The organism is Paramicrobacterium fandaimingii (assembly GCF_011751745.2).
Taxonomy (GTDB): domain Bacteria; phylum Actinomycetota; class Actinomycetes; order Actinomycetales; family Microbacteriaceae; genus Paramicrobacterium; species Paramicrobacterium fandaimingii.
The window spans coordinates 914529-933936 of sequence record NZ_CP061170.1 but is presented as its reverse complement, the minus strand read 5'-3'; the positions used below and the strand labels follow the sequence as shown (position 1 = coordinate 933936).

At 64.3% G+C, this 19408-nt stretch carries 17 protein-coding genes; 6 read left to right on the top strand and 11 right to left on the bottom strand.

Going from position 1 to position 19408, the window contains the following annotated elements:
- The first annotated feature begins 4 nt into the window (after window positions 1-4).
- The 3 genes from HCR84_RS04515 to tatA all read left to right on the top strand — a co-directional run bounded on the left by HCR84_RS04515 (window position 5) and on the right by tatA (window position 2101).
- Window positions 5-367 carry a YrdB family protein gene (locus HCR84_RS04515; RefSeq protein WP_166984065.1) on the top strand — a complete coding sequence of 121 codons (363 nt, stop codon included), beginning with the start codon at window positions 5-7 and terminating at the stop codon, window positions 365-367.
- The gene (locus tag HCR84_RS04510) at window positions 360-1715 is read left to right on the top strand and encodes an FAD-binding oxidoreductase (RefSeq protein WP_166984066.1); all 1356 of its coding nucleotides are present in this window, start codon (window positions 360-362) and stop codon (window positions 1713-1715) included. The genes HCR84_RS04515 and HCR84_RS04510 overlap by 8 nt, the downstream gene beginning before the upstream one ends.
- Window positions 1716-1834: 119 nt before the next feature.
- Window positions 1835-2101, top strand: coding sequence for a twin-arginine translocase TatA/TatE family subunit (gene tatA / locus HCR84_RS04505; protein ID WP_166984067.1), 267 nt, complete (start codon window positions 1835-1837; stop codon window positions 2099-2101).
- A gap of 200 nt (window positions 2102-2301) precedes the next feature.
- Here tatA and HCR84_RS04500 read toward each other — a convergent pair whose 3' ends face one another.
- Both HCR84_RS04500 and nagZ read right to left on the bottom strand, forming a co-directional pair.
- Complete coding sequence (locus HCR84_RS04500; RefSeq protein WP_166984068.1) at window positions 2302-3081, bottom strand: glucosamine-6-phosphate deaminase; 780 nt, start codon at window positions 3079-3081, stop codon at window positions 2302-2304.
- Between the two features lie 102 nt (window positions 3082-3183).
- Window positions 3184-4653, bottom strand: a complete 1470-nt coding sequence (gene nagZ, locus HCR84_RS04495) for a beta-N-acetylhexosaminidase (protein WP_166984069.1) — start codon at window positions 4651-4653, stop codon at window positions 3184-3186.
- Between the two features lie 77 nt (window positions 4654-4730).
- Here nagZ and HCR84_RS04490 point away from each other — a divergent pair, with 77 nt between their 5' ends.
- From HCR84_RS04490 to HCR84_RS04480, 3 genes are read left to right on the top strand one after another with little or no spacing between them, the layout of a single operon-like run.
- Window positions 4731-5153: a hypothetical protein gene (locus tag HCR84_RS04490; RefSeq protein ID WP_166984070.1), complete on the top strand. Its 423-nt coding sequence runs from the start codon at window positions 4731-4733 to the stop codon at window positions 5151-5153.
- Between the two features lie 42 nt (window positions 5154-5195).
- Entirely contained in the window at window positions 5196-5648 is a 453-nt protein-coding gene (locus HCR84_RS04485; RefSeq protein WP_166984071.1) for a GNAT family N-acetyltransferase, read from the top strand.
- A 12-nt stretch (window positions 5649-5660) separates the two neighbouring features.
- Window positions 5661-5954 carry an MGMT family protein gene (locus tag HCR84_RS04480; RefSeq protein WP_166984072.1) on the top strand — a complete coding sequence of 98 codons (294 nt, stop codon included), beginning with the start codon at window positions 5661-5663 and terminating at the stop codon, window positions 5952-5954.
- An 8-nt stretch (window positions 5955-5962) separates the two neighbouring features.
- On the opposite strand, the gene HCR84_RS04475 is transcribed toward HCR84_RS04480, so the two are convergent.
- The 9 genes from HCR84_RS04475 to sucD form a co-directional block, all read right to left on the bottom strand.
- The gene (locus tag HCR84_RS04475) at window positions 5963-8539 is read right to left on the bottom strand and encodes a polysaccharide lyase family 8 super-sandwich domain-containing protein (protein ID WP_166984073.1); all 2577 of its coding nucleotides are present in this window, start codon (window positions 8537-8539) and stop codon (window positions 5963-5965) included.
- 95 nt (window positions 8540-8634) lie between these two features.
- On the bottom strand, window positions 8635-9693 hold the full coding sequence (locus HCR84_RS04470) for a tellurite resistance/C4-dicarboxylate transporter family protein (protein ID WP_244972563.1): 1059 nt from the start codon (window positions 9691-9693) through the stop codon (window positions 8635-8637).
- A 25-nt stretch (window positions 9694-9718) separates the two neighbouring features.
- Entirely contained in the window at window positions 9719-11536 is a 1818-nt protein-coding gene (locus HCR84_RS04465) for an ABC transporter ATP-binding protein (RefSeq protein WP_166984074.1), read from the bottom strand.
- Window positions 11533-13353, bottom strand: a complete 1821-nt coding sequence (locus tag HCR84_RS04460; RefSeq protein WP_166984075.1) for an ABC transporter ATP-binding protein — start codon at window positions 13351-13353, stop codon at window positions 11533-11535. The genes HCR84_RS04465 and HCR84_RS04460 overlap by 4 nt, the downstream gene beginning before the upstream one ends.
- A gap of 309 nt (window positions 13354-13662) precedes the next feature.
- Entirely contained in the window at window positions 13663-14868 is a 1206-nt protein-coding gene (locus HCR84_RS04455; protein WP_166984076.1) for a dimethylarginine dimethylaminohydrolase family protein, read from the bottom strand.
- 74 nt (window positions 14869-14942) lie between these two features.
- A complete protein-coding gene (gene purH / locus HCR84_RS04450; protein ID WP_166984077.1) occupies window positions 14943-16535 on the bottom strand; it encodes a bifunctional phosphoribosylaminoimidazolecarboxamide formyltransferase/IMP cyclohydrolase in 1593 nt (530 codons plus the stop codon).
- A gap of 21 nt (window positions 16536-16556) precedes the next feature.
- On the bottom strand, window positions 16557-17138 hold the full coding sequence (purN, locus tag HCR84_RS04445; RefSeq protein WP_166984078.1) for a phosphoribosylglycinamide formyltransferase: 582 nt from the start codon (window positions 17136-17138) through the stop codon (window positions 16557-16559).
- A gap of 9 nt (window positions 17139-17147) precedes the next feature.
- Complete coding sequence (locus HCR84_RS04440) at window positions 17148-18410, bottom strand: cell division protein PerM (protein ID WP_166984079.1); 1263 nt, start codon at window positions 18408-18410, stop codon at window positions 17148-17150.
- Between the two features lie 82 nt (window positions 18411-18492).
- Window positions 18493-19380, bottom strand: a complete 888-nt coding sequence (gene sucD / locus HCR84_RS04435) for a succinate--CoA ligase subunit alpha (RefSeq protein WP_166984080.1) — start codon at window positions 19378-19380, stop codon at window positions 18493-18495.
- Between the last annotated feature and the right edge of the window lie 28 nt (window positions 19381-19408).

The window sequence follows — 19408 nt, the reverse complement described above, 5'->3', positions numbered from 1 at the left end:
ATGTGTGACTTCAACATCTGAACCCGTTCGCGTCAGCGTCATCGACATCGTGCGGTTCGTTCTCGAGATCTTCGCATTCGTCTCCCTTGGCCTCTGGGGCTTCATCTGCTTCGCTCTGCCCTGGAATGTCGTCGTGGGCATCGGCGCACCCGTGATCGCCATCGTGCTCTGGGCACTGTTCCGCTCCCCCAAGGCGGTGTTCCAGATGGATGTCTTCGGCAAAGCCATCGTCGAGATCGCCGTGATGGGCACCGCGGTCTTCGCATGGTGGGACATGGGGCAGCCCATCGTCGCGGTAATCTTCGCCGTTGTCGCTGTCACAAGCGGCGTCATGAGCGGGCGCAGGGAGATCGGCAACCATGACTGATGTGGCGGCCCAGCTCGCCGAGGCGCTGGGCGATGCGGTATCGACGGATGCCGCGCAGCTCGACGCAATGCGCTTGGACAAGTCGGGCCATAGCTCGGCCGCCGCACCGCTCGCCGTCGTCACCGCCCGCACCATCGCTGACGTACAGACGACGATGCGCATCGCGACGCAGACGCGCACGCCCGTCGTGACGCGCGGCGCTGGCACAGGGCTCGCGGGAGGAGCCATCGCCAGCTCAGGCGAGATCGTGCTCTCGACCCTCGCGATGGACCGAGTGCTCGAGATCAACGAGTCCGATCTGCTCGCCGTTGTCGAACCCGGCATCCTGAATGGCCGGTTCAACGAGATTCTCGGCGAACAGGGTCTGTGGTTCGCGCCTGATCCGGCGTCGAAGGCGATCTCGACGGTCGGCGGAAACATCGCGACGAACGCGGGCGGACTGCTGTGCGCCAAGTACGGTGTGACGCGCGATGCTGTTCTTGGCCTGAAGGTGGTGCTGCCGGACGGCCGGCTGCTCACCCTTGGCCATCGCAGCGTCAAGGGCGTTACGGGCCTCGACCTCACGGCACTGATGGTCGGGTCGGAAGGGCTGCTCGGAGTCATCGTCGAGGCGACGGTGCGCATTCGCCGGGAGGTGGCCGGAACGTTGGCAGCCATCGCCTCGTTCTATCCCGGGGTTCGGGATGCCGCCGCAGCATCCGCCGCGATCACCGCAGCGGGTCTGCAGCCCGCCGTGATGGAGCTCATCGACCCGTCTGTGCTGCGCGCGATCGACGCATTCGTCGGCAGCTCGCTCGCGCAGCGGGGCAACGCGCATCTCGCTGTGCAGTTCGACGGCCCCGGCGCGGCAGAAGATGCCCACAGAGCACTCGAGATCATCACAGGTCGCGGCGGCGATGCCGACATGACAACCGACCGCGACGAGGCAGAGAAGCTGCTCGCCATCCGTCGTGCCGCACACCCGTCGCTCGAGGCGCTGGGAACGACGCTCATTGAAGACGTCTCGGTTCCGCGCACGGCGCTGCCCGACATGTTCGATGCGATCGCCGCGATCGAGAAGAAGTTCGGCATCACGATCCCCACGCTCGCTCATGCGGGAGACGGCAATCTTCACCCCAACTTCATCTTTGACGGGCCGGACGTTCCCGATCAGGTATGGGCGGCGGCAGACGAGTTGTTTCTGGCAGCGCTGAAGCTCGGCGGCACGCTCACGGGCGAGCACGGCATCGGCATTCTCAAGAAGCGGTGGCTTGGCGACGAGCTTGGCGAGGATCAGCTCGACCTGCAGCGGCAGATCAAGCAGGTGTTCGACCCTCTGGGCATCCTGAACCCCGGCAAGGTGTTCTGACGCTCAGGTTCTGCGCGCGGCCCTGATTCTCGACCCGACCCCGATTCTCAGCAAGAACCGAGCGCAGCGCTTATGCTGGAGAGACTTAAGTCTTTGAGCGTTTCGACGTGGAGGTCCGCATGCTCGCCAATCTCACCGGATGGCACTTCGTCATCATTCTGTTCATCGTGCTGCTGCTGTTCGGGGCTCCCAAGCTGCCGGGCCTTGCCAAGAGCGTCGGCGAGTCGATGAAGATCTTCAAGAAGGAAGTTCGCGAGGTCTCCAGCGATAGCGATGCAACCAGCACCGCTGCACCGGCGGACGCCACACCGGCACCCGCTTCAGCCACGGCCGCTGGTCCGGCTCCGGCCGCGGAAGCCACAGCGCCACGCAACGACACCGCCTAGCGCCGAGCATCCCACACGTCTGTACCTGTGTGCGCCCGCGCCCTGCGCATCCGTACCCGGGGTCCGCGCCGCAGACGTCTCAGCCGCGCACAATCGCGTGCCATTCTTTGCTCCTTCAGCGACGAAATTTCAGCAAAAAGTGGCACGCGATTGTGCGCGCTTGAGTGGCACGCGAGTGCGCGCGTCAGGGACTCAGAGGCTCAAAGGCCCTGCCAGGAGGGCTTGTTCGCGTATGCATGCCGATAGTAGTCGGCGTTTTTCAGCTCCGCCGCCGCGGCCTCGTCGACGATGACCGTCGCCCGCACGTGAAGCTGCAGTGACGAACCCGGCAGGGATGCCGTGATGGGGCCCTCCACAGCACCGGCGACGGCACGCGCCTTGCCCGCCCCGAACGCGAGCAGAACGATGTGCCGTGCACGCTGAATCGTGCCGAGCCCCTGCGTGATGCAGTGCATGGGTACGTCGTCTTCTGAGTCGAAGAAGCGGGCGTTATCGCGCCGCGTCTGCTCGGTGAGCGTCTTCACGCGCGTGTGCGACGCGAACGATGACCCGGGCTCATTGAAGCCCACGTGCCCGTCTGTGCCGATGCCGAGAATCTGCAGGTCGATGCCACCAGCCTCCGCGATGGCCGCCTCATAGTCAACGCCCGCGTGCTGAATCGACTCAAGCGCTCCGTTGGGAACGTGCACGAATTCGGGGTTGAGACCGAGCGGCTCCACGACATCACGTGTGATCACCGAGCGGTAACTCTCGGGGTGGGATGCCGGCAGCCCGACGTACTCGTCGAGCGCAAAGCCGGAGACCTTCGACAGGTCCATCTCGTCGCGCCTGCCAGCGAGCGCCCGATACACCGGCAGCGGGGTCGACCCGGTCGCAAGGCCGAGCACGGCGTTCGGCTTATCCGCGACAAGCGAGATGATCTCGTCTGCGACGAGGGAACCCGCTTCTTCTGCGGACGGGACGATGATGACTTCAGCCATTGATGTTTTCCTTCTGAGTTTCAGCGGGCGGGCGTTGAGCACGGGCTCTGCGGGCTGCCGCCTCCGAGCGTAGCGGGTTCTGGTGAATTCCGGTGCCCGCCGTCAGGCGTCCGGGCCGAAGATGTGCCGAATGAGGGCGGCCCCCATCAGCCGCGAGGCGCCGAATGTTGCAACGTCTGCATAGGCGCGATCGTCCGAGGGCCAGCCCATGTCGATGGTCAGCACCTGCCGTCCAGCGGCCCGAAGAGCGTCGATCACGGCGATCGCGGCCGGATGCCTGTGGTTGCCCTTGCCGACGACGATGATCGTTCCGGGGCTCGCGTCGGCGTCAAGCGTACGTGCAACAGTGGTGGGGTCGTCGTGCGCCAGATCCATGCGCGTCACCGGGGTTCGCCGCCACGGGTCGTCGAGGCTGAACGGGCCCCACGGCGCCGAGCCGACGTCAATGTTCGCCACGGCATCGAGGCGCAGCACGGCGGCGGGCGTTCGCGCCTCGTCGAGCTCGGGCGCTCCAACCGACGTCGAGATCGCCCGCACGGCCTCGGCAATCGCGGCATCGTCGAACGTCTCCGGCGATGCTGCCGTGTCAGAGACCCCTGTGCGCGACGCGAACATGCGTACGCGGGCCGCCGCCTGTTCGACACGGGATGCCGCGAGCCGCTCACCCGCGACAGCATCCGCGATCGCCCGCTCGATGTCACGCAGTTGCTCATCGGTGTTCGCCGTGCCGATGCAGAGCAGGTCGACGCCCGCGGCGAGCGCTCGCACCGCCGCCTCGGGAATGCCGATCTCGGCGCTGGCCCCCGCCATGTCGAGGGCGTCGCTGACGATGAGCCCATCGAAGCCGAGCTGCTGCCGCAGCAGACCCTCGATCACGACACGAGACATCGTCGCGGGGTGGAGGGGGTCGATCTGCGGGAGCATGATGTGGCTCGTCATGATCGACGCGACGCCCGCCTCGATGGCGGCGACGAAGGGCACGAGCTCGCGCGCCAGCAAGGTCTCTCGATCGATGTCGAGAACAGGAAGGGCAACATGCGAGTCGGCGTCGACGTCTCCGTGTCCCGGGAAGTGCTTTGCGCAGGCGGCCACGCCGGCGCCCTGCAGCCCCGTGATCCAGGCCGCGCCGTGCCGGGCGACGAGCTGCTCGTCAGCGCCGAAGCTGCGCACCCCGATCGCCGGATTGAGGGGGTTTGAATTGACGTCGATGCTCGGCGCGAAATCAAGGGTGCACCCGGATGCGCGCAGCTCGGCGGCAACGGCTGCCGCGACGCGTGCCGTGACGGCTGTGTCGTCAAGCCGCCCCAACACGGCGTTGCCCGGGTACGGCGAGCCCGTGGCGTAGTGCAGCCGCGTCACGTCTCCGCCCTCTTCGTCGATCGCGACGATCGCGAGCGGGTTCGCCTCGCGAACCTGATCGGTGAGGCGACGCAGCTGGGCGGCATCCTCAATATTCGGGCCAAAGATGCAGACGCCACCGAGTCCGGCGCGAAGCCGCCTGGCCAGCCAGTCGGGCAGCGTTGTGCCCTCAAAACCGGGAAGCAGCGTTGCGGAGGCAGGCGGCACTGTCATGCCTCCATCCTGTCATCGTCTCTCTGTCGACACCGACAGGCGAAAATCGGCTACCGTCGAGAACGATAGGGGGACACATGACGTCACGCTTCGCTCCGCTTGCTCTCGCGCTCATCGTCGGCGGCGTGCTCTCCGGGTGCGCTCCTGCTCAGTCGAAGAGCGAGGCGTGCGATCTCTTCAGCAGCGCCGACCTCGCACTTGTCGAGGCGATCACGAATTCGAGTGGCTCTCTCATTGACGACCCCGCAACCGCGCGCGACGACCTCGACGCCGCCGTGACGACGTTCGAGAAAGACGTCTCGACCATCTCGCATGGAGACGTCAAAAAGGCAGTCGATGCTATGACGGCAGCGCTGAAGGACTTTAACGGCGAATTCGCGAATGCTGCGAAGGCAACGGAGGAGAACCCCGAATCCGTTGACAACTCCATGCTGAGCAAGAGCCTGTCTGCCGCGGAGCAGGCCGAGGCCAACGTGGCTCAGGTGTGCAATTCGGCGTAGCCCCTCTTCCGGTCGAGGGCCTGATGCGGCTAGCCTGGGAGCATGGGTGAGATGCGAGTAGTGGAATTGTCGGCATCGACGATTGTGGCGGTCAACGCCTTGTCGTTGCGTCCGGGCCAAGAGCAGTTTGTGGCACCGGTGTCGTACTCGGTTGCCGCTGCCGTCACGAACCCCGCCACCACCTGGCAGCGCGTCGTTCTCGATGGGGACGACGTCGTTGGCTTCGTTCAGGGCAACTTCGATCACGAGGGCATGGACGAGTATTTTCAGAGCGTTCTGTGGCGCATCAACGTCGACGCCGAGGCCCAGCGACAGGGCGTTGGAAAGTTCGCTGTCGACGCGCTTGCCGCTGAGGCGCGCGAACGCGGCTTCCAGCACATCAACGTCATGTACGAGCCAGGCGAAGGTGGTCCCGAGCAGTTCTTCCTCGCCGTCGGTTTCAGCCCCGTCGACGAGACCGAGTATGGCGAGGTCGTCGGCCAGCTCACCATATAGTCGGCGCCAAGCGTGAACGAAGACTTCGTCGAGGCAGTGCTCTCTGTCGTCGAGTCCATTCCGCCGGGCAAGGTGATGAGCTATGGGCAGGTTGCCGCGCAGTTCGGATCTCGCTCGGCTCGAGGTGTCGGCTGGGTGATGGCGCGCTACGGCAGCGAGGTTCCCTGGTGGCGAGTCGTGCAGGCATCCGGAAAGCCGCCGCAGTGCCACGACGAATCGGCACGTCTGCACTATGACGACGAGGGAACTCCCCTGCGCCCGACCGGCACGGGGTACACGCTGACGCGCTCAGCGTTCATGAGCTGAACCGCCGATCAGACGATTCCCCGGCCGCGGATGGTTACCGAGATCGTTGCCCCATACGCCTCATGTGTTGAGATGTCCAGACGGGTGCGTCCACGCTCGACGTGCGCTGTGACGTTGGGATGCGACTCGTCGAGGATTGCGCGTCTGCCGGGAACCGTGACGCTGACGATGTCGCGCGCAAACGTCGGGTCGGAGACGGCGATGACTGTTCGCCCCTTCGGCGCGTCCTGCGCGATGACACAGGCGCGGCCGTCAACGGCGAGTGCTCCGATGTCGTGCTCGCCCTCGGCAAACGTCGTGGCGGCAAGCAGGCCGAGACCCGAGTGGCGCACAGCGTGCACGTCGTCGGTGTGCTGCACGACTTCTGGACCCTCGTAGCTGGCGAGGGAACCGGCTTCGGCGCCGGGAACAATCGCATATGCCAGCGACCCGGCGTCCGCTTCCGCCGCCCGGGTATGTGAGACGTCGAACACCGTCTTCGACACAAGCGTTTCTGTGTTTGATGTGCGAATGAAGCGGCGACTCTGTTCAACCTCTTTCAGCCGCACGTCGATTGTGCTGTCTGTGTAGAAAACGTACCCAAGCGAGGTGCCGCGCGTCGCGTTCGCGTAGCGCAACCAGGAAAGCCCGTTCACGTTCTCTGCACCGGTCACGGGCGCTCCGTCTCGCGTCTCCCCCACAACACTCACGTCATCGCCGGGGCTGCTGATTCGGCTGTCGATCGTCGTCACCGTGTCTCGTTCGTGCTCGTCAGAGATCCCGGACACGAGCACGACGATCTCGTTATCGAGCATGAACCATGACTTCGACGACCGCGCGTTCGCGTAGACGACGAAGTCCTCGGGCAATTCCCCCGCCTGCTTTGCTGTGTAAGCGGCGTCGTCTGACTGCTGCATGCCCGCGACAGCGTAGCTGCCCAGTGTCGCGCCCCCGGAGAAGTCGTTGGTGCCGAGCGGAAAGTAGACATAGGTGTTCTGCTTCACCGAGGACGATGTGAAACCGGCATCCTCATTGTCATAGAACGGCTTACCGTAGAGCTCCGGAATCGACTTGCGCTCCTCGACAGGGGCCGTGGTGCCAGCGAGCCGCATGGGATCGACGACGGTGACGTAGTCGACGCCGTATGCCTGCGTCTGATCGTCGTCGGCAAGATACAGGTAGTGACTACCCTCACCCTGAAACCAGGGCCGCAGGTTCTCACCGCTCATGTACTCGTACTTGCTCACGCGCTTCGAACTCCGTGCAAGAGCGAAGGTGAACTCGGGGCGGTGATGCACGTGCCGATCCATGGCGTTGTATGCGAACGTCGCTGCGTCGGGGACGAGATTCTTGCCGACGATCGTGTCATCAGAAACCGTTGTCGTGTAGCGAACGATGTTTGCGGGCTCGGCGAATGACGACGCCGTGATGCTCATGTGCGACAGTCCGTGCAGGTAGACGATGTACGCCGAGAGTTCTGCCGCCGAGTCTGCCGTTGCGTGCCGCGAGAGGGCGACAATCGACTCCGCGACCTTCGACGCATTTGTGTAGCCAGTCGTCGTGCGCGACACGGCACGCCCCTTGATCATCTCCATCATCCAGCCCTCGACAATGACGGGTGAGAAGCTCGTTGCCAGCCACTCGTTGATGCGCGACTCGAGGTCTGGCTCCGTTGTGTACTCGGTTCCGTCGAGCAGCGAAAGCGTCGTCGTGACGCGCTCGAGCAGGCCGATGCCGTAGCTTCCGGTGTAGGCGACGGATGCGTGCTGAATGAACGAGCCGTCAGGGTAGAAGCCGTCGGTGACGCCGTGCTGAAGGTTGTAGGGATCGACGATCTCGTACACCGTGAGCTGATCCGCTATCGCCTTCGTCACCCGGGCGTCATCGCCGGTGATCGCTCCCTGCACGATGCGGTTGGTCGTGATGTCGGCAAGATTCGCCCCCGTGTGGAATCGCGAGTCAAGATCAACATCGCCGTCAATTCCATTGCGAAGGTATAGATCCATCGCCTCGATGTACTGCCCTGGCATCTCCGCGTCGACCTCGGCAATGTCGCCATGCAGCAAAGCGAGCGTTCGCCCGACGTGCGTCGGAATACCGATCTCCCAGTTGTACCAATTGCCGTAGTAGCCAGCATCCTGATCACTGAAGTAGTTGTCATAGAGCCACCGCAGCCCGGTAATCACCTTCTGCGTCGCGTCGGCGCTGCCGCTGAGATCTGTCGGAACATCGGCGCCTGCCGGTATGGGCATCGTGATTGCCACAGCGATGTCGAGGAGCTTCTCATATGTCGACTCGAGGTTGCCGTCGTCGCCGCCGAGGGCGAGCCCCGTGAACAGCTCCGTCGTCGGGGTCGCCACGAGTGAGCCCAGGTTCTTCGTCGCGGTGTCGTACATCGCCGTGAGCTTCGGCTGCACCGATGCCGCCGCGTTGGTTTTCGTTGTTCCGGCCAGACCAGCGACGATGTTGTCGAGAAGCGCCGACGTCGCTTCTGCCCCAGACGCCGATGGGTGTGCTGCGAAGGCGATCTGTGGTTTGTAGAACGCCGAGGCAAGAGCTGCGGCTCCCGCCGCGGTCAGAACGGTTCGACGGCTCAGACTGCGCATGCGTACTCCCTTGTTCGCCCTGGCACTCAGATGCGTCACCCCTGTTTGGGGGACGCTTCCGCCAGAGTACCCGAAAGGACGGAAAGCGCATACCCTCAGCGTGCAGGCTGAGTCTTTCGTGCAGAAGAGACGAGGGTCACGAGCATCCACACGAGAACGACGGCCCAGACCGCGAGTGCAACCCAGAGAAAGCGACCGCCGATCCAACCCACGATGGGCAGGTCGTCAGCGTCGCCGAGATAGATGCCCCCAACGGCATACATGCCGAGCGGAAAGACCATGCTCCAGAGTGCCGCCTCGTATCGCAGCGGAACCTTCTTGATCGCGTGCCGCCATACCCCGATGCCGAAGAGCGCGGGAATCAGCCACGTCGCGAACGCCCAGAATACGACGGCGGCCGCGGCGACGGGAGCACGCACAACGCTCACCATGGCGGTGTCCGACATCTCGACGATGCGCGAGCCAGCGAGCACGGTGATTGCCGCTGCGCCCATCGTCACCCAGTAGGGCGGGCCCAGCTCGGCGGCGGGAATGCCTCTCGTCAGCAGGCGGATCACCACGGCGCACCCGATGACTCCGTAGAGGATCAGTCCAATCCCCCAGGAGAGCACGGCGATGATCGAGAGCGCGTCGCTGATGCCTTCCGGCATCTTCGGCTCAAGCGATGCGGCGAGCACAGCAATCGACTGACTGGCCACCGACCAGATGAACCAGGTGCCGTTGAGGCCCGAAAGTATGTCGGCACCCTGGTGCCGCCCGATCACGAGCCCTGGAATGACATAGCCGAGAACGATCCACGCCGCGAAGCTCACCCCGAGCAGAACGAGAGGCAGAATCACGGTGCCGCCCCCGGCTGCAATCCGGGACCCGAGCACGTTCGTTCCCGCCACGAACGTGAAGAACGCGAAGCCGTTGTGCGCCGCCGAGAAGTCGTCGACGACACGCCTCGGGTAGCGGATGCCACGCCAGAGCGTGAGTACCAGCAGAATCACGAATGCCACCACGGCGATGACGAGGAGCACCATCGAGAGCACGTCAACGCCCTCGAGGTGGAGTCCGAGCGAGATGATGCCCGTTGCCATCACCAGCGCGAAGTAGCCGGGCGGAAGATTCTGCACGGCGACGGCGACACGAGGTTCAGCTGGCGACTCCACATAGCCAGCGTAGCGGCACCCGCACCTACACGAGCGAGTCCCGCCACGCGGCGTGGAGCTGAGCGAACCTCCCTGTTCCAGCGATCAGCGCAGCTGGCGTTCCGTCTTCCACGATGCGCCCGTGCTCCATGACGAGCACGCGGTCGGCGATGGCCACCGTCGACAGTCTGTGCGCGATGATCACAGCAGTGCGATCGGCGAGCAGAGTCTGCAGAGCCTCCTGCACGAGCCGCTCGCTCGGAATATCGAGCGATGCCGTCGCCTCGTCGAGAATCAGCACGGCGGGGTCGGCGAGAAATGCTCGCGCAAACGAGATGAGCTGTCGCTGCCCAGCCGAGACGCGGCCACCGCGCTTGTTCACGTCGGTGTCGTATCCATCTGGAAGATCGTCGATGAACTGGTGCGCACCGACGGCGTACGCCGCAGCGACGATCTCCTCGCGCGTAGCATCGGGACGCCCAAGCGCGATGTTGTCTGCGACCGTTCCCGAAAAGAGGTACGCCTCCTGGGTCACCATCACGATCGCTCGACGCAGGTCTTTCGGATGCAGCTGACGCAGGTCGACGCCGTCGAGCAGCACAGAGCCCTTCGTCGGATCGTAGAACCGCGAGATGAGCTTGGCGAGAGTCGATTTTCCCGCGCCAGTCGATCCGACGAGAGCGATCGTCTGCCCCGCTGGAATGTCGAGGGCAAAGCTCGGCAGCACCGTTGTTCTCTCGTTGTACGCGAAGGTGACGTCGTCGAAGGTGACCTGCCCCTTCGCCTGCCAGAGGTCAATGGGCGACGTCGGGTCGGGAACACTCGGCTGCTCTTCGAGCACTCCCGAGATCTTTTCAAGTGCAGCGGCCGCCGACTGGTAAGCGTTGTAGAACATCGCCATCTCTTCCATCGGATCGAAGAACCGTCGCACGTAGAGCACGGCGGCAAGCAGCGCCCCAATCTCCATGTGCCCGTCGACGACGCGGTACCCGCCGACAAGCAGCACGGCTGCAACAGCGAGGTTGCCGATCATGATGATTCCGGGCTCGTAGATTCCGAAGAGCTGGATGGTGCGGGCGTTGATGTCACGGTAGTCCTCAACGAGCCGGCCAAACTCCTTCTCGTTGCGCTTCTCCTTGCGGAACGCCTTCACGGCGCGAATTCCGGTCATCGACTCGACGAAGTGCACGATCACGCGGGCAGAGAGCACCCGAGACTTTCGGAACATCACCTGCGAGCGCTTCTGGAACCACCGCGTCAAGAAGTACAGCGGCACGACAGAGCAGACGACGACGAGGCCGCTCGTCCAGTCGAGCAGAAACAGAGCGCCGAAGATGAACCCCATGTAGAGGATTCCGTTCACCAGCTGGCTGATTCCCTCGTCGAGCAGCTGCTTGATGGCATCCAAGTCACTCGTCTGACGCGAAATGATGCGCCCAGACGTGTACGACTCGTGAAACTCGAGGCTGAGCTTCTGCGTGTGCTGAAACACCCGCATGCGCAGGTCGAGAAGCACGGCCTGGCTTACACGCGCGCTCGCAACGACGTAGCTCGCCATAAAGGTCGCAGCGGCGAGCGCCGTCACGAGATACACGACGCCGACGCCGAGAGTCGGCAGCCAGTTCGCGCGGTCGATCACGGCGGGCAGCGCCGTGTCGATTCCAAATGCGATGAGCGCGGGACCAGCGACACTGGATGCTGTCGAGATGATCACCAGCGTCATCGCGCCGATCACGCGCCCACGCAGCGGCTTCAGCAGCGATCCCAGCAGTCGCATCGATCGCTGGCGAATCTGCTTGCTCTCTTCCTTTGTGAGGTCTCCGCGCTCCTCGCCGGACACGCCTCGCACGGTAGCCGTGCTCATTGTGCAACCTCCTCGCGTTCGCGCCTCTCTTCGTCTTCGAGCGACGAGATCACGAATCGGTAGTGCTCGTTTCGCGCGAGCAGCTCTGTATGTGTGCCGACATCGGCGATGCGGCCGTCTTGCAGCAGGGCGACGCGGTCAGCAAGCGCCACCGTCGACGGGCGGTGCGCGACGATGAGCGCCGTCGTCGAGGCGAGCACGCGGCGCAGCGCCGCCTCGACAAGCGCCTCCGTGTCGACGTCGAGCGCCGAGAGCGGATCGTCGAGCACAAGCACAGACGGCGCCGCCGCGACGGCACGCGCGAGCGCAAGTCGCTGCCGCTGGCCGCCCGAGAGGCTCAGTCCCTCTTCGCCGACGGTCGTATCGACGCCGTTCGGCAGGTCGTGAACGAATTGGGCTTGGGCAATGCCGATCGCCTCGTCGAGGATCTGCTGCGCCTCATCACTGTCGAGATCAAGGTGCTCTCTCCCCAGAAGCACGTTCTCGCGAACGGATGCCGAGAACAGCGTCGCGTCTTCGAACGCCATGGCGATGTGCCGACGCAGCTCCCCTCTCGTGAGGTCGCGCACGTCGACCCCGTCGAGAAGCACGGCGCCTCCCGTGAGGTCGTAAATGCGGGTCGTGAGCGAGGTGAGCGTCGTCTTTCCGCTTCCTGTCAACCCGACGAGCGCCATCGTCTCGCCCGGCTCGATCGTGAGGTTCACACCGTCGATGAGATCGGGGTAGCGGTCTGGCGAATCGGCGAAGCGATAATGCACGTCGGCAAATTCGAGACGTCCGTGCGGGTTCTCGATCGTCTTCGGATGCTCGGGGTCGGTGATCGTGTTCACCTCGTCGAGCACTTCGAAGACTCGGTCGACAGCTGTGCGCGTGTCAAACGTCATCGAGAGCAGAAAGCCGATCGATTCGATCGGAAAGCGCAGCACCGTCGCGGTGGCGAAGAACGCGAACAGCTCACCCACGTTGATCTGCCCGAGCGACGCAAGCCAGATGCCCGCGACGAGGCACAGCCCGAACCCGATGTCGGGAAGCAGAATCAGCCAGTACCAGATGCCGGCGATCGCCTTCGCCTTCTCGATCTCGACACCGCGAAGATTCTCGGCTTGAACGGTGAACCCGTCAAGCGCGTGCTTGCCTCGGCCAAATGCCTTGAGAACGCGGATGCCGTGCACGGCCTCTTCCACGTTGGTGGCGAGGTCGCCCGCCTGGTCTTGGCTGCGCCTGGCGATCGTCGAGTAGCGCTTCTCGAACGTGTAGCCGTAGATCCAGACCGGGATGGCGCAGACGAGAAAGATCAGGCCGAGCAGCCAGTGCCACGAGAAGAGCAGCGCAGAGCCGATGATGATCGTCAGCACGTTCACAACGAGCAGCACCGTGCCGAACGAGAGCCACCGGCGAATCAGGCTGAGGTCCTGCATCATGCGCGACAGCAGCTGCCCAGACGGCCACCGGTCGTGGAAGGCGACGGGGAGATCTTGCAGCTGGCGGTAGATCTCGTTGCGCATCTTCGCCTCGACGGTCGTGCCCGGCAGCAGCACAAACCAGCGGCGAAGCGCGATCATGGCCGCCTCGACGATGCCGAGTGCGAGAATCACGCCGACGGCGGGCCAGATCTCAGCGGGATCTCTCTGCGCGAGTGCTCCGTTGACGAGCTTCTCAAGCACCATCGGAATGACGAGTGCAACGATGGAACCGAGCAGAGCCGCAACCATCCCGAGTGAAATTCGTGGCAGCGCATGCTTGACGAACGGATAGATGCGCCAGATTGCCTGAACTGTAGTGAGGTTGGATTTTCGCGTGGCTTCAGTGCCGGACATAGTGTGCGTCTCGCTTGAGGTTGTTTCGGCGGTCAGACGACGAGCGTCAGGGCGCGTTCGTTGTCGGAAGACAGGCCGGAGGGTGCCGACCGGGGTTCAGGTTGCGGGGAGGGGTCTGCGCTACATGGCGCTGACGAGGCCGGATTCTCCGACGACCGCGCGTGTGCGGAAGCGACGACCGCCCGGCAACCCGGAAATGGCATTCGGCATATCGTCCTCCCTGCGTACTCGTGGATCGCGCTGCATGACCGTTCTCTCAGTACGCAGCCTTACAGAATAAGCGAGTTCTGCTCGCCAGCGCAAGAGGAGTCAGCGAACTCGAACAGAAAGGCAGGTGACGGAGCCACCGAGCTTCTCGAACTCAGAGATGTCGACGGTCACAACCGCGTAGCCGAGGTCATCGAGCAGCTCGGCCGTGAGCGGCGCGGATTCTGAGACAAGCACCGTATCGTCGTTGAGCACGACCACCGAACCTCCAGCGGGCTCCGGGGCCGCAATGAACCCGGGAAACAGGCTGAGGGTATCGATGGACGACGGGTCGCCGATGAATGTTCCGTCGGGAAGCGCGGTGATCGCCGCCTTGAGGTGGTGCACCTTACTCATGGGCGCTGCGACAATCGAGTAGCCATACGGCGCGACGATGCTGCGCAGCTGGCGAATCGCCTCCGCGTTCGTGCGCTCGGTGCGTCCGACGTACAGGGTGTCGCCCACCAGCAGCGCATCACCGCCTTCGAACGTGCCCGGATCCATGATGCGTTCGACAGTGAAGCCGAGATCGTGGACGGTGTCTTCGATTCCCTCGAGCTCGCGGCGTCGAGTTTCGTCGACGGGGCGGGTGATGATCGCGAGATCGTCGAGCAGCACGACGCCGTCTTGCACGAAGACGGAGTCGGGAAGCTCGCTAGCGAAAGCCACCTCCTGCGTCGTCCAGCCGTTGTCTTCGAACGCTGCCGTGTAGGCATCCCACTGCTTGTCTGCGAGATCCGAATCGAAGTCGGACTCGGTGTCGTCGTCATCGTCGGTCAGAGCGGTGGCGGGGAGCCGCACAAGAGCAATGCGGCGCTCCGCAGCTCTCGGAGCCTCGCGGTAGCCGACTGTCGCGGCGTACACGGCGCGGCCGACCGTCGGCACGCCGATGAACACGGTGAGCGCGTAAAGCGCGTTTGTGCTGGTCAACGTCGCCACGATCATGCCGAAGATCTCGCCGGTCATGGCTGTGCCCTGCTGCACGGTCGTCAGCAGCACGCCGACGACGGGCCCGACGATGCCGATGACGATGCCTGCGGGAAGAGCCCACTTCCACGTGGTCAGCGCGCCAAGCATCCCGGCGATGAAGAGTAGCAAAAATGTGAAGAGGCTCGCGAGAATGAAGTATGAGCTCGCCGGGCCGATGATCGTCGGCTGCATCTGGTTGACGAGAAAGAATGCTGTTACGGCGGCAACGTGGGCCATCAGTGCGACGAGTACGGCAGATGCAAGCGACGCGATGACGCGACGGGCCCAAGTAACAGTCATGACAAAGAGCCTACGGGATGCCAGGGGCCGGGCACTCCACGTGCCCGGCCCCTATCGGTTGATTCACACGGGGATCAATGGAAGAAGTGGCGCTCTCCGCTGAAGTACATGGTGACGCCGGCAGCCTTCGCCGCAGCGATCACCTCGTCGTCGCGCACCGATCCTCCCGGCTGCACAACGGCTTTCACGCCGCCCTTCAGCAGAATCTCCAGGCCGTCGGCAAAAGGGAAGAAGGCATCGGATGCCGCGACAGAGCCCGTCGCGCGATCGCCCGCGCGCTTCACCGCGAGTTCGCACGAGTCGACGCGGTTCACCTGCCCCATGCCGACGCCGACTGCCGCACCCGACTTGGCAAGGAGGATGGCGTTCGACTTGACGCTGCGGCACGCCTTCCAGGCGAACGCGAGGTCGGCAAGCGTTGCTTCGTCAGACGGCTCTCCCGACACGAGCTTCCACTCGGCCGTCACGTTCGCCTCGGGGTCAAACCTGTCAGACTCCTGCACGAGCAGACCGCCCGAGATCTGCTTTGCCTCGAGTGGCTCGAGGGCGAAGCCGTCGGGAAGCTGCAGAATGCGCAGGTTCTTCTTCGTCTGAAGCAGCTCGAGGGCATCGTCATCGAAGCCCGGGGCGACGATCACCTCAGTGAAGATCTCTTTCACTGCCTCGGCCATTCCGAGCGACACGGGGCGGTTCGCCGCGATGACTCCCCCGTACGCCGAGACGGGGTCGGTGTCGTGCGCTCGACGGTGCGCCGACGCGATCGGGTCGCTTGCCTTGGGCTTTGCAATGGCGATCCCGCAGGGGTTCGCGTGTTTGACAACGGCGACAGCGGGCTCGGCGAAGTCATAGGCCGCGCGCACCGCGGCATCCGCGTCTGTGAAGTTGTTGAAGCTCATCTCTTTGCCGTGCAGCTGCGTCGACTGCGCGATGCCCTGGCCACCTGCGCGCAGATAGAGCGCCGCCTCCTGGTGCGCGTTCTCGCCGTAGCGCAGAACGTGTGACAGCTCGCCCTGAATGGTCAGCGACGATCCGAAGCCTTCAGCAGCATCCGTGAACCAGCCAGCGACCGCCGTGTCGTACGCGGCAGTGTGCGAGAAGGCCTGAGCGGCCAATGCGCGGCGCTGAGCAAGTGTTGTGCCGCCAGCGGCGACGGCGCCGATGATCTCCTCGTATGAGGCGGGCGAGACGACGACGGCGACATTGGGATGGTTCTTCGCTGCTGCGCGCACCATCGACGGGCCGCCGATGTCGATCTGCTCGACAACATCGTTGGCCTCGGCTCCCGCCGCGACGGTCTCGACAAACGGATACAGATTGACGACGACGAGCTCAAAGGGCTCGATGTCGAAGTCGGCGAGCTGCTGCTCGTGCGATTCGAGGCGCAGGTCGGCGAGAAGCCCCGCGTGAACGGTGGGGTGCAGCGTCTTCACGCGCCCGTCGAGCATCTCGGGCGACCCCGTCATGGTGGCGACGTCCGTCACCGGGTAGCCCGCGTCGCGGATCGTCTGCGCTGTTGAACCCGTCGACACGATTTCAATGCCCGCGTTCGCGAGCGCGCGTGCCAGGTCGACAAGCCCAGTTTTGTCGCTCACCGAGATGAGAGCTCGCTTGATGCGAACGATGTCGCGTTCGCGGTACAGGGTCTTATCGTGGCTGGGTCCGCTCATTGCTGCTCCTTCGATTGGGGTTTAGACCGTGCGCAGGTCGAGACCGTTCGCGATATCGAGCACGGTCTGCACGAGCAGGCGGCGCTCAACGGGCTTGATGCGCTCGTGCAGGGAATGCTCCGTGTCGTCAGGAGTGACCGGAACGCGCTCCTGCACGATGATCGAGCCCGTGTCGACGCCGTTGTCGACAACGATGATGGATGCCCCGGACTCCGTCGCGCCCGCGGCGATCGCATCGCGCACGGCGTGAGCTCCGGGAAAGTCGGGCAGGTAGGCCGGGTGAGTGTTGATGAGATTCGGCGAAAGGGCACGCACGACGGATGCCGGCAGGAGCCTCATGAGCCCGGAAAGCACGACCACATCGGCATCCCACACCTGAATCTGCTCGAGCAGCGCCGTGCCCCATGCGTCACGGCTGTCGAACGACGTGTACGGAACCGTGAAGGTCGGCACTCCATACTCTTCGGCGTGCGCGAGTCCCGCGGCATCCCGATCCGCGCCCACCGCAACAATTCGTGCGGGGAACTCGGCGTCCGATGCCGCGTCGAGGAGGGCGCGGAGGTTGGAGCCCCCGCCGGAGATCAGCACGACGAGTGAGAGCACTCGTTTATCTTACCCGCCGCGAGACTGCATGCCTCGCGCAGCCGATCGCGCAGAAGAGGCCACCTTCTCTGAGCTGCCCGAGGCCATTCCCACGAGGGCGCCGACAGCGACGAGCACCGCGCACATCGCCCCCGCGAGCAGCGGCTCGGGCCCGACGCTCTCGAATCGCGCAGGCCCGGCGGCGCCGGCCGACCACCACGCGAGCACCGTCATCTCTGCACCGGCGACGACGCCGATCACAACGGCGCTCAGTGCCAGATACGTCACCTTCGATCGGATGCCGATGGCGGCAATCACCTGGTCGCGCGCCGAGAGCGCCGCGATGAAGCCGGCGATCAGCGGCACGGCGAGCCCGAGAAACCCGAAGGCAAGATCGTTGCTCGGAAGGCTTCCCAGCAGCGGAATGCTCGGAACAGGGCCCGTGATGGTGCCCGAGGGCGACACGATTGACCCCTCGCCGAGCGTGAAGCCCGGGCCGACGAGCCAGGATGCCGTCCAGACGACGATGTTGGGCATGAACGCGATCTGGGCAATCGTGACGGCGATGCCGCCGACCACACCCACCTGGGCCGCTTCGTAGAGGGAGACGACAGAGCTGAATCCAATCGCGATGCTCACCGTGACGACGAGTCCCGCGCCGACGATGAGCAGGGCGACGGCCCCCGTCGCCGAACGGAGGGCTGCCTTGATGATGCCCGCGATGTGCGACGGCATCCGATCACTCAGGTCTTCGATGCGCTGAAGCACCGGGTCATCAGTGTCTCTGACGGCCAGCTCGATGCCGACGCCGACGACGAGCCCGAGGCCCCAGACGAGGGCGGGGATGACAAACGCCTGCCACGGAGAGGGCGAGGCGATTGCGTTGATCGCCGTGATGCCGACGATGCCGGCAAACACGACGAAAACGGCAAACGACGTGATGATTGCGGGAAGCCACGCACCGCTGCGCACCGAACGACGCCCGGTGCGCACGCCCATGAGCACGGTGAACAGCGCGAACGCGAGCGGCGCGAACGAGACGATGAACGGTTCGGCTGCGGCGCGGATGCCCACGATCTGCAACGTGGCGTCATTCAGCGTGACCGTGAGATCGACGCCATTGCCCAGCAGCCAGATGTCGGCGGCAGCTCGCCAGAACACGAACCAGTCGACGCTGAAGTCGTATTGGATCGCCCACAGGAGTGTAAGCGGAACGAGCGGAAGAAACACTCCGATGGCCACGACGATGAACGCTTCGAGAGCGGCGAGAAGGGAGGCAGTGAGGCGGTTCATCCGGTGGCCAAGCCTACCCTGGGCTCCCCGAGAAACACGTCAGGCCCCGCCGATTCACGGCGGGGCCTGACGCAACGTCGACTCAGAGGTTCGCGATGATCTCGCGCATGAGCTCGGCGGTCTCACTCGGCGTCTTGCCGACCTTGACCCCCGCTGCCTCGAGCGCTTCCTTCTTTGCCTGGGCAGTTCCAGCGGAACCCGAGACGATGGCGCCCGCGTGGCCCATCGTCTTACCCTCGGGGGCGGTGAAGCCGGCGACGTAGCCGACAACCGGCTTCGTCACGTTCGCCTTGATGTACTCGGCCGCGCGCTCCTCGGCATCGCCGCCGATCTCGCCGATCATCACCATTGCCTTGGTCTCGGGGTCGGCCTCGAACGCCGCGAGTGCGTCGATGTGCGTCGTGCCGATGACCGGGTCGCCTCCGATGCCGATGGCTGTGGAGAAGCCGATCTCACGCAGCTCGTACATCATCTGGTAGGTCAGGGTTCCCGATTTCGACACGAGGCCGATCGGACCCTTGCCCGTGATGTTTGCCGGGGTGATGCCGACAAGCGACTCTTCCGGCGTGATGATGCCGGGGCAGTTCGGACCGATGATGCGGGTCTTGTTGCCCTTCTCCTGCGCGTACGCCCAGAACTCGGCGGAGTCGCCGACAGGGACACCCTCGGTGATGATCACAAGCAGCGGGATTTCGGCGTCGATTGCCTCGATGACGGCATCCTTTGTGAATGCCGGGGGCACAAACGCGATCGACACGTCTGCGCCGGTCTTCTCGATTGCCTCGTCGACGGTGCCGAAGACGGGAAGTTCGACGTCGCCGTGCTTGACGGTGGTGCCAGCCTTGCGGGCGTTCACTCCGCCGACGACGTTGGTACCGGCCTTCAGCATGAGTGCTGTGTGCTTCGTGCCTTCACCGCCCGTGATGCCCTGGACGATGACGGTGGAATCCTTATTGAGGAAGATTGACATATCAGTTGTTCCTAAAGCTCTGTGGGTC

Excerpts from the sequence above, each read along its gene's own strand:
- HCR84_RS04510 (WP_166984066.1), top strand. The coding sequence starts at position 360 with ATGACTGATGTGGCGGCCCAGCTCGCCGAGGCGCTGGGCGATGCGGTA.
- tatA (WP_166984067.1), top strand. The coding sequence starts at position 1,835 with ATGCTCGCCAATCTCACCGGATGGCACTTCGTCATCATTCTGTTCATC.
- HCR84_RS04500 (WP_166984068.1), bottom strand. The coding sequence starts at position 3,081 with ATGGCTGAAGTCATCATCGTCCCGTCCGCAGAAGAAGCGGGTTCCCTC.
- nagZ (WP_166984069.1), bottom strand. The coding sequence starts at position 4,653 with ATGACAGTGCCGCCTGCCTCCGCAACGCTGCTTCCCGGTTTTGAGGGC.
- HCR84_RS04490 (WP_166984070.1), top strand. The coding sequence starts at position 4,731 with ATGACGTCACGCTTCGCTCCGCTTGCTCTCGCGCTCATCGTCGGCGGC.
- HCR84_RS04485 (WP_166984071.1), top strand. The coding sequence starts at position 5,196 with ATGGGTGAGATGCGAGTAGTGGAATTGTCGGCATCGACGATTGTGGCG.
- HCR84_RS04475 (WP_166984073.1), bottom strand. The coding sequence starts at position 8,539 with ATGCGCAGTCTGAGCCGTCGAACCGTTCTGACCGCGGCGGGAGCCGCA.
- HCR84_RS04465 (WP_166984074.1), bottom strand. The coding sequence starts at position 11,536 with ATGAGCACGGCTACCGTGCGAGGCGTGTCCGGCGAGGAGCGCGGAGAC.
- HCR84_RS04460 (WP_166984075.1), bottom strand. The coding sequence starts at position 13,353 with ATGTCCGGCACTGAAGCCACGCGAAAATCCAACCTCACTACAGTTCAG.
- HCR84_RS04455 (WP_166984076.1), bottom strand. The coding sequence starts at position 14,868 with ATGACTGTTACTTGGGCCCGTCGCGTCATCGCGTCGCTTGCATCTGCC.
- purH (WP_166984077.1), bottom strand. The coding sequence starts at position 16,535 with ATGAGCGGACCCAGCCACGATAAGACCCTGTACCGCGAACGCGACATC.
- HCR84_RS04440 (WP_166984079.1), bottom strand. The coding sequence starts at position 18,410 with ATGAACCGCCTCACTGCCTCCCTTCTCGCCGCTCTCGAAGCGTTCATC.
- sucD (WP_166984080.1), bottom strand. The coding sequence starts at position 19,380 with ATGTCAATCTTCCTCAATAAGGATTCCACCGTCATCGTCCAGGGCATC.